At 60.1% G+C, this 14246-nt stretch carries 19 protein-coding genes; 11 read left to right on the top strand and 8 right to left on the bottom strand.

The annotated features are described in order from the left end of the window. Window positions 1-33 precede the first annotated feature (33 nt). Window positions 34-579, bottom strand: a complete 546-nt coding sequence (locus EF888_RS17010; protein ID WP_109759663.1) for a peptidoglycan-binding domain-containing protein — start codon at window positions 577-579, stop codon at window positions 34-36. Between the two features lie 382 nt (window positions 580-961). Between EF888_RS17010 and mscL the strand changes: the two genes are divergently transcribed. Beyond that, complete coding sequence (gene mscL / locus EF888_RS17015) at window positions 962-1390, top strand: large conductance mechanosensitive channel protein MscL (protein WP_109759662.1); 429 nt, start codon at window positions 962-964, stop codon at window positions 1388-1390. 233 nt (window positions 1391-1623) lie between these two features. On the opposite strand, the gene EF888_RS17020 is transcribed toward mscL, so the two are convergent. Continuing rightward, on the bottom strand, window positions 1624-2193 hold the full coding sequence (locus EF888_RS17020; RefSeq protein WP_109759661.1) for an HWE histidine kinase domain-containing protein: 570 nt from the start codon (window positions 2191-2193) through the stop codon (window positions 1624-1626). Then, a complete protein-coding gene (locus EF888_RS17025) occupies window positions 2106-2612 on the bottom strand; it encodes a hypothetical protein (RefSeq protein ID WP_126918605.1) in 507 nt (168 codons plus the stop codon). Before EF888_RS17025 ends, EF888_RS17020 begins: the two co-directional genes overlap by 88 nt. Before the next feature lie 451 nt (window positions 2613-3063). Between EF888_RS17025 and EF888_RS17030 the strand changes: the two genes are divergently transcribed. The 9 genes from EF888_RS17030 to EF888_RS17070 all read left to right on the top strand — a co-directional run bounded on the left by EF888_RS17030 (window position 3064) and on the right by EF888_RS17070 (window position 8522). After that, a complete protein-coding gene (locus EF888_RS17030) occupies window positions 3064-3360 on the top strand; it encodes a response regulator (protein WP_164721744.1) in 297 nt (98 codons plus the stop codon). Between the two features lie 249 nt (window positions 3361-3609). Beyond that, complete coding sequence (locus tag EF888_RS17035; RefSeq protein ID WP_109759658.1) at window positions 3610-4242, top strand: trimeric intracellular cation channel family protein; 633 nt, start codon at window positions 3610-3612, stop codon at window positions 4240-4242. Between the two features lie 622 nt (window positions 4243-4864). Beyond that, window positions 4865-5173 carry a DUF1127 domain-containing protein gene (locus EF888_RS17040; RefSeq protein ID WP_109759657.1) on the top strand — a complete coding sequence of 103 codons (309 nt, stop codon included), beginning with the start codon at window positions 4865-4867 and terminating at the stop codon, window positions 5171-5173. A gap of 85 nt (window positions 5174-5258) precedes the next feature. Further along, window positions 5259-5540 carry a hypothetical protein gene (locus tag EF888_RS17045; RefSeq protein WP_109759656.1) on the top strand — a complete coding sequence of 94 codons (282 nt, stop codon included), beginning with the start codon at window positions 5259-5261 and terminating at the stop codon, window positions 5538-5540. Window positions 5541-5641: 101 nt separating this feature from the next. Beyond that, on the top strand, window positions 5642-6124 hold the full coding sequence (locus EF888_RS17050; RefSeq protein WP_109759655.1) for a Dps family protein: 483 nt from the start codon (window positions 5642-5644) through the stop codon (window positions 6122-6124). A 308-nt stretch (window positions 6125-6432) separates the two neighbouring features. Beyond that, complete coding sequence (locus EF888_RS17055; protein ID WP_109759654.1) at window positions 6433-6900, top strand: hypothetical protein; 468 nt, start codon at window positions 6433-6435, stop codon at window positions 6898-6900. Window positions 6901-6981: 81 nt separating this feature from the next. Further along, a complete protein-coding gene (gene rnk, locus EF888_RS17060; RefSeq protein ID WP_109759653.1) occupies window positions 6982-7425 on the top strand; it encodes a nucleoside diphosphate kinase regulator in 444 nt (147 codons plus the stop codon). 579 nt (window positions 7426-8004) lie between these two features. After that, window positions 8005-8247, top strand: coding sequence for a hypothetical protein (locus EF888_RS17065; RefSeq protein WP_146203000.1), 243 nt, complete (start codon window positions 8005-8007; stop codon window positions 8245-8247). Next, window positions 8244-8522 carry a hypothetical protein gene (locus EF888_RS17070; protein WP_126918606.1) on the top strand — a complete coding sequence of 93 codons (279 nt, stop codon included), beginning with the start codon at window positions 8244-8246 and terminating at the stop codon, window positions 8520-8522. The genes EF888_RS17065 and EF888_RS17070 overlap by 4 nt, the downstream gene beginning before the upstream one ends. 32 nt (window positions 8523-8554) lie before the next feature. Here the strand turns inward: EF888_RS17070 and EF888_RS17075 are convergent, their stop codons facing one another. From EF888_RS17075 to EF888_RS17090, 5 genes are all read right to left on the bottom strand, one after another. Further along, on the bottom strand, window positions 8555-9352 hold the full coding sequence (locus EF888_RS17075) for a universal stress protein (RefSeq protein WP_109759651.1): 798 nt from the start codon (window positions 9350-9352) through the stop codon (window positions 8555-8557). Further along, on the bottom strand, window positions 9280-10392 hold the full coding sequence (locus tag EF888_RS17080) for an SLC13 family permease (RefSeq protein ID WP_338143067.1): 1113 nt from the start codon (window positions 10390-10392) through the stop codon (window positions 9280-9282). Before EF888_RS17080 ends, EF888_RS17075 begins: the two co-directional genes overlap by 73 nt. After that, entirely contained in the window at window positions 10389-10586 is a 198-nt protein-coding gene (locus tag EF888_RS22345) for a hypothetical protein (RefSeq protein ID WP_241239715.1), read from the bottom strand. The genes EF888_RS17080 and EF888_RS22345 overlap by 4 nt, the downstream gene beginning before the upstream one ends. Before the next feature lie 865 nt (window positions 10587-11451). Beyond that, window positions 11452-12201: an anti-sigma factor gene (locus EF888_RS17085; RefSeq protein ID WP_109759650.1), complete on the bottom strand. Its 750-nt coding sequence runs from the start codon at window positions 12199-12201 to the stop codon at window positions 11452-11454. A 40-nt stretch (window positions 12202-12241) separates the two neighbouring features. Next, on the bottom strand, window positions 12242-12733 hold the full coding sequence (locus tag EF888_RS17090; RefSeq protein WP_109759649.1) for an RNA polymerase sigma factor: 492 nt from the start codon (window positions 12731-12733) through the stop codon (window positions 12242-12244). Between the two features lie 96 nt (window positions 12734-12829). Between EF888_RS17090 and EF888_RS17095 the strand changes: the two genes are divergently transcribed. Beyond that, window positions 12830-14242 (top strand): S8 family serine peptidase, encoded by a 1413-nt coding sequence (locus EF888_RS17095; RefSeq protein WP_109759700.1) that lies wholly within the window; start codon window positions 12830-12832, stop codon window positions 14240-14242. Window positions 14243-14246: the final 4 nt, after the last annotated feature.

Genomic DNA, 14246 nt, shown 5'->3' on the forward strand with positions numbered 1-14246 from the left:
CGCCCAGCGTGTCATCGATCCGATGCCTGAATTTCAGGAAAACCAGCCCTTTACCTTGCCCCAGACCGACTTCGATTCAGGAACTTCTATGGTAGAGCCGGCCACCGCGTCGCCTCCCTTGATTTCAGGCAGGGGCTCGCCTTCGAATTTTTCCTCACCCGGCTGAACCGCTGCCTTCTTCGCGACCTCCGGTGTCATTTCATCAAAGTCATCAAGCTTTGTCAGTGTCTCCGGCCCGGCGAGCCCGTCGGCCTCCAAGCCGTTCCTGGTCTGAAACTCCCGCACCGCCTTCTCCGTCCCCGCGCCAAATATCCCATCAGCATGGATGCCAAGGGCAGACTGAAGCTTCTTCACCGCAGCGCCACCCAGCCCCCGGCGAAGTAGCACGAGCTCCGGAAGTCCTAGGGCGGAGAAAGTATCGGGGCCTGCGATACCGTCCACGGCAAGGTCGTGCGACGCTTGAAAGTCCCGAAGTGCCCTTTCGGTACCTGGGCCGAAGTCTCCATCCGCCTCGATGCCAAGTTTCGTTTGAAGCCGCTTGACGGGCGCTCCCTTGAGGCCGCGTTTGAGAATCGACATGGCAAAACCTTTCAGGTTGGGTGCTCGCTTGCGTCCCGCGACGCGATCGTGCCCCACGGAGCAAAGGAATGGTAGCACAACTATGATGGAGACAAAATGGACAGGGGACGCGGTCATCTCGATTGTCCGAAGACATCGAATGCTGCGGAAGCAGTGCATCGCACGCTGACGATGTAGTAACGGAAGATGTGAGATCCTCCCCCTTTTTTGTTCGCGAAGCGACCCCACCCTGCCGTAAGCGACGCCAAAGAGCTGTTAACGTATTTTAATAGTATTGCGGCAAGTGGGCATGAGGATGCAGTCTTGTCGGCGTTCGAAAGCGGTTCCTGAGACTTGGAGCGCCCGGACAAGAACGATGTCGGAACACAGGGAGAGGGAGAACATGATACAGGAGTTCAAGGACTTCATTGCCAAGGGCAATGTCATGGACATGGCTGTCGGCATCATCATCGGTGCGGCCTTCACGGCCATCGTGACGTCGCTCGTCGACGACCTGATCAACCCGCTTATCGGGCTCTTCACCGGCGGGGTCGACTTCTCTAACCTTTTCGTCACGCTCGATGCCGGCGAGTATGCGAGCCTGCAGCAGGCCCGCGATGCCGGGGCGTCCGTGTTTGCCTACGGTTCGTTCATCACGGCGATCATCAACTTCCTGATCATTGCCTGGGTGGTGTTCATGCTGGTGAAGATGGTGAACCGGGTGAAGGCGTCGGCAGCGAAGGACGACGATGTCGCGCCCGCGGTCGATACAGGTCCGTCCGAAAAGGATCTTCTCATCGACATTCGGGATGCGCTCCGCGTCCGCGCCTGAACTAATGGAGACAATGGCCTGCGTGAAAGCGCGGGCCAACTTTCCAAAAAGCCGCTAAAGGTATTCTGACCGAAGCTGATAGAAGGTTGGATATCGCAGCCTTTCCCCGGCCCGTGTCATTATTCTTGAGGAAGAACCTTCGTTGGCAAGAGCCAGAAGGTCGCACCTGGCGATCTACATCTCGCTTAGTAGGTTGGCCGTGCTGCAGATGCCGTTCATCCGGAGAATTTCGTCTAGGCCGTTCGTTCAGAGGGTGACGCGGCCACGAGGGAGGCGTCCGGCCAGGAAAACTCGGCATGCACGCGCCCCGCGGCCACATTATACTCGACGCGCCCCCCCCCCCGCACCCCCACAAGCGAAGATCGAATGAGACGCGTACCGAAGCTCTCGCTTGCGTCGGGATCAGTGGGAGCGCTCTCCTCCCATTCCAGGACGACAGTCTGACCATGAACGGACCGCGACAGGACGACGGGGCCACGGCCTTCAGCGAGCGCCCCATACTTCATCGAGTTCGTGCACAGTTCGTAGAGCGCCATCGCGAGCCCGCCGACCGCCTCCGCCGGGATCGTCGCATCGGGTCCGCGATCAAGAGTCAGACCCGGATTACTCAGAAAAGGTGCGAGGGAGGTGTCGATGACAGTGTTAAGTGAAGCTGCCTGCCAGTCGCCCTGCACCAGCACTTTTTGGGCTACATCAACGCCATAAAGACGAGCGGTCATGAAATCCCGGAACTGGTCGACGCTGTCGACTTCACGCGAGACCTTCCGAACCAGCGCGAGAACGACCGCGATGAGGTTCTTGATCCTGTGGACCGACTCCCGCCGGTATACTCCTGCCGCTCACGCAACGCACTTGCTAATTCCAACGCCAGACGGGCCCGGCCGACGGACCACGCCAAGAAGACAGACGTGACCGTGTAGATCATCTCGGACGAGAGATTCACGAGCGCCTGCGGAACGGATCCGTAAAGTACCCAAGCGGCAACGACAGTTCCGAGTGCCGTGACGACGCCGACGATCGGCCCGCCGCCGAAGGCCGCGATGACGACTGCCGGATAGAAGGTAATGTAGGGCGGCAGGGGCTCCCCGCCGGCGTACTCGAGCAGAGGCTTGAGGATCGACGCCGCAACAATCAGTCCAGCAGCCCGGAGCCAGGCCGGCCAAGATCCCGGAGGCGGCCAATGAACGCCGAGCACGTTCTCTGCCGGGTGCAGCTTCTTCAAGATGACGACCCCTGGCGTTGGGTAAGACCACAATGGCTGCAGAAGAGCAGACGCAAACCGAACCGAGTAGAAAGAAGCGAAGCTGAAAAATACCTTGCACCCAAAAATACAGGGGCCCCAGACAAGCACAACCACTTTGGCAAGGTGTGAAGCCATCCAGCCTCTCAAGGTTCAGCGTCGGATCTGCAATGACGGTGGAGCAACCCGTGCGGGAGCATTTCTCAGACGAAGCGTGAGGCCAGGCCGGGTAGTGCAGGTCTCGCCGAGACCGGAGCCTCGCTGAGACGCACCATCCGGGCTGCAATGCACATCTGGGAACCGCGAGACATCAGGGCTGTTCAAGCTCTAAGCGTCGCATTTCCCTCATCCGTCGACGGACCAATAGGGTGGCACGGCGAGCTGGAGGTTCAGGTGAAAATCCTTCTAGGACGAGTCTCTCATCCGTATGGACATGGCCTGGACCCTGGAAAGAGAGGGATTCGAGGTGTGGGAGGCAGGAGATGGTGGCCAGGCCCTTGCCATTCTCGAAGATGTCGGGACCTTTGACTTGGTCGTGACCGACGTGGACATGCCTGGACCGGTGAATAGGCTGACGCTTGCGTTCAGAATCTGCGATCATCTCCCGAACTGCCGGATCCTCATCCTTTCCGGTGGCAGGGAACCGACAGCGAGTGAGATGCCGGAGGGTAGCTTGCTCCTCTCGAAGCCGGTGAGCCCAACCTCACTGAAAATGGCGGTCGGCGCCTGAGCGCAAGGTGGCGGCCGAGGTGATCGAACATGCGTTGCATCGCAGAATCCTTACAGGCCGTCTTGTCGATTGGACAGGTAACTTGCAGAATGATGGCTGAGACTTCGTGCCGGCCTCCCAGGCGAATGCCAATCTGGAGAGTGGGCCGCAACGAAGTAGTTGTCTCCGCTATTCCTCCATCGGGTGTATCGTTCCGGGAGTGTTCGTGACGGCAACCATCATGTCCATCTTTTGCCGAGGAGTGCAGCGATGAATGCCATGGTGGTGCTTGATTTCGTTGGCGTCGGTCTATTCGCCGCCACAGGCGCCCTTTCCGCGTCCCGTAAACAGCTCGATATCATCGGTTTCCTGTTCCTGGCAGCCGTTACTGGTGTCGGCGGAGGAACTGTTCGAGACCTCATCCTTGGCGTCAGCGTTTTCTGGGTCATTGAGCCCATCTACATTCTGGTCTGCGGAATCACGGCCACGATGATCTATTTCACGGCGCATCTCTTGGAGTCACGCTACCGATGGCTTCTGTGGCTGGATGCCGTCGCGCTGTCCGCCTACTGCGTCTTCGGCGCCTATAAGGGTCTTCTCGCAACGGGTTCGCCCGTCGTCGCCATTGTCATGGGTACGCTGACGGGCACCCTAGGCGGGATTCTTCGCGATGTGCTCGCGAATGAACCCTCGGTCCTTCTCCGGCGTGAGATCTACGTAACAGCTGCCCTCGCCGGAGCCGTTGCTTTCGTTGTAGCTGACGTTGTGGGTCTGACAGAACCCGTTTCTGCTGTCGCAGGATTCGTCGCCGCCCTTGCAATCCGAGGCATCGGGCTGGCACTAGGCTGGGCCTTGCCGACTTACAGATCGCGTCCGGGCTGCAACCCCGACAATATGGGCTGAACACCATTAGTCGTGACACAGCTTTGTTCCACGCCCCCCGGTACGACCACCACGCGGATGTAAATCCGCCAGAGTGCCTTGGCCAGGACGCCCTCGACATCCCTGCTTTTTGCCCACGGACGTAAGATAGTTATCTGCGAGAGGAAATGTCTCGGAGGACGCCAAAACCAACCGGCCTCCGAAAACGTATCAAACCCGACGGTTCTTCTGAGAAGACGCTTGAAGGGGTCGCGTCGTCATCGGGTGACGGAAGGTGAGGTCATTGGACGGTCTCCAAGGCAATTGGCCAAGACCCTCACACACAAGCACTGGTGGAATGGCGCCAGAACGTCGCAGGCCGCGTCGCGCCCTTGATAAGCATTACCGGATGGCCGATATGCAAGTCATGACCAAGTTCAGTCTTCATACGAGGTTCCTGCTTTACGCAGGAAACACACTGAACCGCCGGTAGCCCCGGGCCGGACTGGGCCGCTTGCCTGTCCGCGCCACGGGGTATTTCTCGATCTCATACAGATCAGTCGGAATGACGAACGTGCCAAAGTGGCCGGTTTGCGCCTGTGCGGCCGGACCGTCGGTCGTTGCGCGAGCGTCTCGGTTGTAACTCCTTGTCACGGAGCACGTCATGCACACCTACATCTTCAAACCTCACACTCCTCCACTGCCCCGATCTCGCACCTCCGGTCAGCGCGACGGGGTCTGCAGGCCCGGCGCCATACGTCTCTGGTTCCGGACAGCCATCCGCAACTGGAAGCGCCGCAAGATGTTCGCGACGCTGCAAAGAATGGACGACCATCTGCTGCGGGACATCGGGATAGAGCGAGGCGATATCGCGCGCGTCGTTGACGGTTTCACCAATCGCGAGCTGGGCATGCGCCCGGTCTCTTCGGAAGTGGAGCGCGTCGAGACGCGTTGCGTCCGTCCCGCAACTTAGCATTCACGGACAATGCGAGCGCCACTGCATAGCAGCGGGCGCTCCCATCGCGTGGAAACGCTGTTCGAACGAATGGAGTGTAGAAATGATGATCTGCAAAGCAGATTTCGAAGATCTGTTTCCGCTAATGTTCCAGCCAGAGGACAAAGTCTGGGTTGTGGAGCCGAGCGCCAAGGCCTTGGCCCGGTGGGAAGATGATGGTGGTCGCGCCGCCCCGGTGGAGCCCTCCTGCCGACCCGCCACGAACTGTTCGAGACCGCTCTATCTGTCTCACCCCGCCATAACCGCGCTCACGATGAGCTTCATCGCCTACGGCGTCATTGGCGGTATGTTCGGAGTCACCGCCGCGCATCCAATAGCACGTTAATTCGCGAATGCGGCAAGCTTTCCGCATTCCAAGAGCATCACGGCTAAAAATAGAGGCCAGGTCTCTTTGCAGATCTGGTTCGTAGATGACTGGAGAAACAAATGCGAATTGATCATGAGTTGGGTGAAAAAGAGCTGCCAAACGTTTACAATACAGCAGCTGTGGCACGAAAGCTGGCAGAAGCCCTTGTCGAGACATATCAACTCGTTCTCGAGTCTCAGCTTTGTCGCTGGAACGTAACAGGGTCGCTATTTTACTCGGTTCGCCGAATGACCGAAGTCCACGTAACAGATATGTTTGCGGCAGTGGATGCGATGGCTGAGCGAATAAGGACACTGGACCATCCCGCGCACATCGGTTCGGCAGCACTTTTCGGACAAATGGTCGGTTCGCAACATACTGAAGTAACGGCAATCGAAATGGTCGAAAGTCTTGTGTTCAGTCACAATCGGCTGGCAGCGCGTCTACGCGCGCTCGTCGAGACCGCCGAGTGCGCGGGCGACCCCGTGACCGCAGATCTCGCGGCAGCGCGGGGAGCCTTCCACGAGAGGGCCGCCTGGATGCTGGGCGCCACGGCTAAATGAACTCAAGGCACCGATCACGGATAAGGAGAATGCCACGAATTCGGTCTGTTTTTTCTTGCGACGCGTGCAAGTGAATGGCGTTTTGGAAGTCTCATGTAATTGATGTCAGGTTCGAGTCTTTGGGATTGACAAATTACGCTTAGTGTTTACGTTCTTCTGATGGTCAAGCATGAGAATCTTTTCCGGTTTCTGCTTCTGAACCGCCCGCGTCCCCGGGTGGTCCGCGCATAAGTGCGCCTTCCACCACCCGGGGCTTTCTCACATTCTTGAATTGAGAACGAGGGCTTCGTCGCCCCGGGAGATACATCATGACCGTCACCAGGATCACTCACCTGCCTTCAGGCAGTGACTTTCGATCACTATTCGAACCATCTGCTATCGAGACCGGGTTCTACCTCACGGTTGACGACCGCGTCGGTATCGAGCGCCTGCTGCGTCATCTGAAGACCAGGAATGCGCCAAATCCACCCCTTCTGAACGGGCTCCTGCACCACAAGCTGCGGATATCGCGCGGCGCAAGGGAACCGGCCCCGCCCGAGATGGTCGTGGCTGGACGCCAGGTCACCTACATGATCAGCGGCGAGGGATCGCGCTCGGGCGTGCTCACCATGCGTCCGGTGCCGCTGCCAGGACACGTTCTCGTTGCATCCCTGCTGGGGGCAACCCTGATCGGGATGCGGAAGCTACAGAAGGTGCCACTGCTGCGAGACGACGGGAGTATAGACGTGCTCGTCGTGCTCGATGTGAGCCCGCCGTCAGATCAAGACGCTGGCTGACCGTCATCCGCCACCGGCGGTCTCAGTAGTCTGCATACCCACATCACATTCCGCGCCAACGGTGCCGGAAAGGAGAACTCAATGACCTTACCACGCTCCGCCTCACGCGATACCGCCCGGCGACCCAGGATCATCATCGGCGCCAACTGCCTGGATAGGCTCGAGGCACTTGCCGAGGGCGCGATCCGGCGAAACCCAGACCTCGCCGACAGGCTGCTCGACGAGATCGTCCGTGCCCGTATCGTTCCAATGGCGAAACTTCCGCCTTACGTAGTGGCAATCGGCCGCGCGGTCACTTACCGCGACGAAACTACCGGTCAGGAGAAGACGGTCACCCTGGTTTTTCCCGAGGACGCAGACATCGCGCGCGGCCGGATTTCGATCCTGACGCCGATCGGGGTCGCCCTGATCGGCCTGGCCGAGGGTGCCTCGCTTCACTGGGAGATCAGGGATGGTAAGCGTCGGGTGCTGACCGTGCTTCGTGTAGATCCCCACGATGCCGCTGAAGGGCAGAAGGTCCAATGATCTCTTATTTCAGAAGCCCTGCCGACTGACACGATCTCCTCGGAAAGAGCCGTTCGGTGGGTACTGTCATTTGAAGACGGTTCCGTTGTTGCTAGGGTCTCGTGAGCATGGGGAGCGAAGCAGGTTGCGGTCATTTCTCCCGCCTTTATGCGGGTACATCTGACCGCTGGCCCTGATGAAGTCCGCTTGCAGGTCTCGATCAGATCATCGAACTTTGATTTCCGGGTAGAAGCTCGGGTGTCCTGGCAGCAGCCTCGCTCGATCATCACCCCTCACGTCTGCCCTTGTATCTCGTCGCGGTGCCCGTGGCGCCGCCGTGTCCTCATACCGTGTTTGCGGGTGCGTTCAGGGCGATCGCCAATCCGCGCCAACTTCCGGCAACGCCGCCTTCCTCCCCGCTTTCGTCGCCGAGTAGAAGGTCACGTCCTTCGTCCGCGCAGTACACCGTTGGCGTGGTGTCAATCGATGTAATCTGGTAAGAAAGAGGCATGAACAAGACGAGACTTTTGGGGCGGGCTCGTGGAGCGACTGCAAAGAACTGGGATTGACGCAGGTACGCTACCTGCCACCGGCGCGTTGGTGTGGCGCGGCATTCTGCTTGGGACGGCGCTCTATCTACTTATCGGTGAGGATGCAGAAGCCAACCTTAAGCTTAACGGCGTTTCCTACATAGTGGCGCTCGTCTGGGCCTACTATGACGGCATGTTTATAAGGAGGATCTGGGCAATGGCTTTCGTGGAGGCGGCCTTCATGCTTCTTATCGGGGTCCAAGTTGCCAATCTCCTCGCAGCGGTCTTCGGCAATCCGATGCTTGGGACATGACCGGCGACGGCCGCCACAAGGGCGACGACGTTCCCCGATCGCTAACGCGTATCAGGAGGTTGCATGATCGGTTGATTGATGAAGGCAGCAAATCACGCCGAGAGACATGGTCTCTTGTGGAGGCGGACGGCAAGCGTAAGGTGCTCTTTGAGGCCCACGAGTCCGGGAAACCGAACGCTTCTCAGCCTATCGAACAACGGCTCATGACCGTTCGCGAAGCACTACGCGGGCCCCGCAAGATCGCGCGACGGATCTGGCTTTCCCTCGAAGATTGAACGGTTCTCCACTGCGGTCCAGATCGTGCCCTTTACCTCTGTCGCCGCAACGGGACGGCGAGGACGTCCACATATGAGTTCCGGAGTACCCGCTCGGTGACGCTGCCAATCAGTACCTTTGCGATCCCGCCCCTGCCGTTCGTGGACAACACGATCAAGTCAGCGTGTTCTTCTTCGGCTACTTTCAGAATCTCGTGTTGCGCCGCCGTTGCCTCGTAACGCGCAAGATGACGAACATCGTGCAAACCAGCCAAAGCAGAAAAAGCTGCGAGTTCACGTGCGGCATCGGTCAATTCGTCCATGAGATACTTTTTTTGGTCGTCCTGAGGCATCGTATGCACCATGGCTAGTCGAAGCGCCGGCGCGTCGAACAGGTACAGCAATGAATTGCGGGCTCCCTCGCCTACGCCGAGGGCCCTAAACCTTTGCAAGCCGTCGCGAGAAGGATCGGATAAATCGGTCGTCTGCAGCACATGCCGGTAGTGCCCGGCCGGTGTGGCGTTCACCATCAGGACGGGGCAATCAACCGACCGGATCGTCCGCTCCGCAGTGGTTCCGACAAACACGTCCCTGAGCACCTGCCGTCGATGCGACCCGAGGACAAGAAGGTCGGGTACTGTGTCGGCCACCGCCTGAACGATGCCCACGAAGGGGGACGCGAGGATTATGCGCGTCTCGCACGCCACGCCGTCAACATCTCGGAGCGTCGACGCCATCTGGCGCAGAAGCCTCGAGGCCACGTCCCGCCCTGCGTCCACTAGCCGGCGCGGCTGATCGTCGTCGACGACATGGACGAGCCGGATGGCGGCTTCGAACTGGCGGGCAAGCAAGGTCGCGCGCCGTAGAGCCCGATCGCGACAGAAATCCCTGCCTTTCCTCGCTGAATGACTTCGGTACTGCGACCTTCGATCGGCAGGACGCCCAACCATTCTGTAGCCGCCGCGACGCGTTCAGGGTCGCCCAGAAGGAGCAGGACGTCGCCGCTGCGGATCGGCAGCAATCGGACGCGGTCACGAAACCTCTTGCCGCTGCGTGCGACGCCAAGCAGCGTGACCGAATGACGTTGCAGAAGGCCCAGGGCGCGGGCCGTCCGGTTTTGAATCCTCGCGCCGTCGGGCACGATGGCCTCAACCAGCGCAAGTCCCGTCGATGTGACCCCGCCCTCATGTTTCTCGGATCCCGCAAAATCGAGTCTGACCTGCCCCATGAAGCTCTCGATTGACTTCGGCTCGCCTTCGACCACCAAGAAGTCACCTGGAAGCAACACCTCTCTGCGAGCCAGCCCCGGGCGCCGACGACCTCTGCGGATGAGGCCGAGAATATTGATGCCCGCATTTTCCGCCTGCGGGTAGAGGTCCTGCACCATCAGGTCGCCGTCGGCGGCCTCATCGCCTATGCGGAGCTCAGCGACGTAGCGCCCCTTATTCAGGTCGACCTGATGTCCTGCCAACTGCGTGCGCGTCGGCAAGAGCCGCCAGCCGACAAGGGATACGAAAGCGATACCAGCAATGGCGACGGTCAGTCCCACCGGCGCGAAATCAAACATGTCGAACGGAGCGCCAAGGGCGTCCTGACGATACTCTGAGATCACGATGTTCGGCGGTGTGCCGATCAGAGTGATCATGCCTCCTAGAATGGTCGCGAAGGATAATGGCATCAAGCTTTGGCCAGCCGCTCGTTTTGCCTTCTCCGCGGCCTCGACATCGAGTGGCATCAAGAGGGCCAGCGCAGCGACGTTGTTGATGATCGCTGACAATCCGGCCGCAAGCGTTGCCAAGACCGCGACGTGGAGGGGAAGAGGTCGCTTGGGATCGATCAGGCGCGCCGCGATAAGTTCAACGGCACCGGAAGCGGACAGACCACGGCTCAGATGAGGACAAGTGCGATGATCGCGACGGCGGAATGCCCGAACCCCGAAAACATCTCATCGGTAGGCACGAGCCCGATGGCGGTGGCGACGATCAGGGCCGAGAAGGCAACAAGATCATACCGTATGCGCCCCCAAATCAGCAGTACAAAGACGGCTCCGAGAACAACGAAGATCAGCATTAGTTCGGTTGTCATGGGTTCTCTATATTGGCTTCCAGATCGGTGGTCTCTTGTTCTTTTATGCCGATTGTCAGTTGTGTCCTGAACTCCAGGCGAAAACTCTCGAGCGTCATGCGCGCGCATCTCGAAAGCGACGGGAGTTAGAGACCATGCCCGATAAGGGGTCAGCTCCAGCGAAGCACGCAGTGCCACCTTAAGACCTTCGTTGCGCAGCGTTGCGATTGAATTTGAGCGTACGACCGGGACCGCGGATACGGGGTGCGGGCATTCCGAGCGTCATATACTGTTACGGCGCGGCCCTATGTATAACGCGCACGAAGACGTGCCTAAGAACGCCAGACTCACAACAGCCCCGCGCCGGGATGATGAAGTGACGCGGGGCTGTTGGGTTGGAATCCGCTCAATTGCCTCGGGGAAATGGTAGTGCACGATAGGACCATAAACAATGGGCTGTTGGCGCTGCGTAAGCAGATCATCTGTGGCGACGGTGAGAATTTGGCGCACGTGATGCTGCAGGCGCGCGGTGTGGCCATGCCAGCCGTACTACCCGCGAAGAAGAAAGAGGCCGCTCGGCACGGCCGGATGTAAAGGTTTGTCGCTTGGTGCCCTTGATTCATATGGCTGTTGCGTCGTGCTCTTTGCTGCTGGCTGAGCAATCCTGCGAAAGAGGAGCTTTGTGCCACCCACCAATCGTTCAGGGCAAATTTGACATCTCTGGCTCAGATTCCATGTGTTGCGGCGCGGTCCAAAGCGAACTGCAGCGAAACCTCTCGGCTCCCGATCTGTCCCGTAAGTTGCCGTTAACTCCTTCTGCGGCGCAATTTCTCTTCGTGACCCAACGCAAACAGCCGAGCGGCTCAAGACGATTTCGCCGCTTCAGTCACAGGAGGTCGTCGAGTGCCGCCGCTTCTTCTTCGATGGGCAAGGGTGCGCTGGCGCCGATGGCAGCCAGATAGGCGTCCAGAGTCTCAAGCGACGAGGCCGGCGCGTACTGGGTTCCATCATCGGCCGGGGCGACCACGGCGAGCTTCGGATCCCAGCCTGCTTGGGAGCGACAAGCGACAGAGACGACGGTCGTCGCATCCGGGGAGTCCACCTCGAACTCGCGACAAAGCGCACCGGTTGCATCGCGGAAGGAGGCTATGATGGCCACCTCTCCACCTTCGATGGCAGCCCGCCCCCCCGCCGGAAGCCGGTCCAATTCTTCGGACAGGCCCGTGGTGCCCAGGATCGCGAAGCGAGGGTCTTGCGGCTCTACCCGCGCATAGGGGGACAGGACGTATCCGCCAAGAAAGCCTACAACCGCAAGGCTGGCAGCCAGCGACATCGGCAAGAAGCGAAGCCGACGATCCGGGCGGGCCAAGGGCACAACCTTGGCATCGCTCTCCAAATCTGCCGCCGTCTCGATCGCGACCTGGGCGCGGGAAAGAACTTGCCCGGGCAGTGGATCCGCACGTCGGACAGCGGCTGCGGACACCAACGCCTCGCGCGTCCGCGAGAAGACAGCGAGCCGCGTGACAATGCTCGGATCGTCGCTAAGCACCGCTTCGACCCTTGCGGCATCGTGCTCATCAAGCTCGCCGTCGGCGTAGGCCATCAGCATCTCGTCGTCGATGTCGGTGCCGGTCATGGCGTCGCTCCTTGGCCCCCGTAGGACAACGTTCCTGTCTTCAATTTATTCCCAGCCTCTCCGCGAGCGCGATCCGCGCTCTTGCTAGACGGCTCATCACGGTACCCTTGGGTATGCCCAGAACCTCCGCCGTCTCGGCATAGGAAAGCTCCTCGAAACAGACGAGGTGCAAGACTTCTCTCTGGTCGTCCGGAAGCGCCGCCATCGCCCGTTCGGTCTCGTGCAGGAACAGAACGGCTTCGGTCACGCGAGCTCCATCCTGGATGGCGGCCTCCGGCGTTTCCGTGACGTCGATCTCGGTGCCTCTCGTCACCATGCGGCGGGTCATGTCAAGCCAGGCGTTTCGGAGGATACGGAACAGCCATGGATCAAGGCGCTCTCCGGGATCATAGCGGACCCTCGCCGCCAGCGCGCGTTCCACGCAGGTCTGAACAAGGTCGTCGGCAATGTCGGATTTCCGGCACAGTGACAGCGCATAGCGTCTGAGAGCCGGGAGAGCGGCAATGAGATCGCGTTCGAAGCTGTTCGTCATTGTTCTCCGATCCGAATTGCCGCGAGACTGACACGGAATATCTTCCGTTGCGACACGTATACTTGGAAGACCCTGGGCGAGTTGGAGAAGAACCGGATGAAAAATCGCTTTCTTGCCCTCTGGATCGCGCTGGTGGTCTCGGCGGCGCAAGTTCTGCCGCTAGCGTTCGTCGTGACACTGGGAACGGCATTTCCGACTTTCGCGCAAGACGACGATGATGACGGCGATGACGATGACGACGATGATGACGATGACGACGACTACGACGACAGTTGGTCGGGCCGCGATGACGATGACGACGACTCTGGTGTGAGACGGCCGTCTGGCGGCAGCGGAAATGCGCTTCGTAATCTCTTCAATCCCGGACAGCGTCGCCAGATGGCTCCTGCTCCCCTCGCGTCAGCACCTCTTCAGATTTCGGCACCAGGAGAAGTCGTCGCCCTAGCCCTGAGCGACGAGGACCTGGGGGTCCTCACAGCCCAGGGCTTTGCCGTCATCGAGGAACTGCAGCTTGCGGCTTGGCCCGGCGTCTCCCGCCGTCTTCGTATCCCCGCAGGGCTGTCGCTGAGTGAAGCACGTGCGGCGGTTCGCGCCCTGCCAACGGGCGAGGACGCAGATTTCAACCATTTCTATCGCTCGGAACAGGGCTTCTCCCAGACCTGCAGCGGGGCCGAGTGCCCGGCGCGGCTGTCTATCGGCTGGCCCGTACTTCCCGACCGGCGATCGGGCTGCGGTCGCGGCGTCACAATCGGGATGATCGATACCGGCATCAACGAAGGCCACGAAACGTTTGCTGGGGCGCAACTCGACGTGCATCGGCTGTCGCCGCAGGATTTCGATCCCTCTCGTGCCGTCCACGGCACAGCGGTCGCGGCGCTGCTGGTCGGCGATCCTGGAACGCGTTCGCCTGGCCTCGTCCCTGCTGCACGCTTGGTCGCCGTCGACGCTTTCCACCGGCGAGGGTCGGACGAGCGTGCGGACATCTTCACGTTGGTCGAAGCTTTGGACTTCCTGGCGGACCGGGGCGTCGAGATTCTCAACCTCAGTCTCGCCGGTCCGGAGAACGCGGTGCTGGCGGAGATTGTGGAGCGGCTTGTCGTCGAGCGGGATATCGTCATCGTCTCTGCCGTTGGCAACGATGGCCCTAGGGCGAACCCAGCCTACCCCGCGGCTTACGAAAAGGTGCTCGCGGTGACCGCAGTCGACCGTGAAAGGCGGGTTTATCGTCGCGCTATCCAGGGCGAACACGTCGACATCGCCGCCCCCGGCGTAAACGTCTGGACCGCCGCCTCTATCAGCGGGGCGCGACACAAGACCGGAACCTCGTTTGCCGTGCCGTTTGTTTCGGCCGCCGCGGCGATCCTGAGAGAGGAACAGCCAGAACTTAGCGCGACGCAGATCGCTGAGACCCTGCGCGTACGCGCCCTCGACCTCGGTGACAGTGGGCCCGATCGGGTCTTCGGTGCGGGTCTCCTCAACCTCGATGCTTCCTGCCTTGGCAGAACCTGATCTG

The organism is Silicimonas algicola (genome assembly GCF_003970735.1).
Taxonomy (GTDB): domain Bacteria; phylum Pseudomonadota; class Alphaproteobacteria; order Rhodobacterales; family Rhodobacteraceae; genus Silicimonas; species Silicimonas algicola.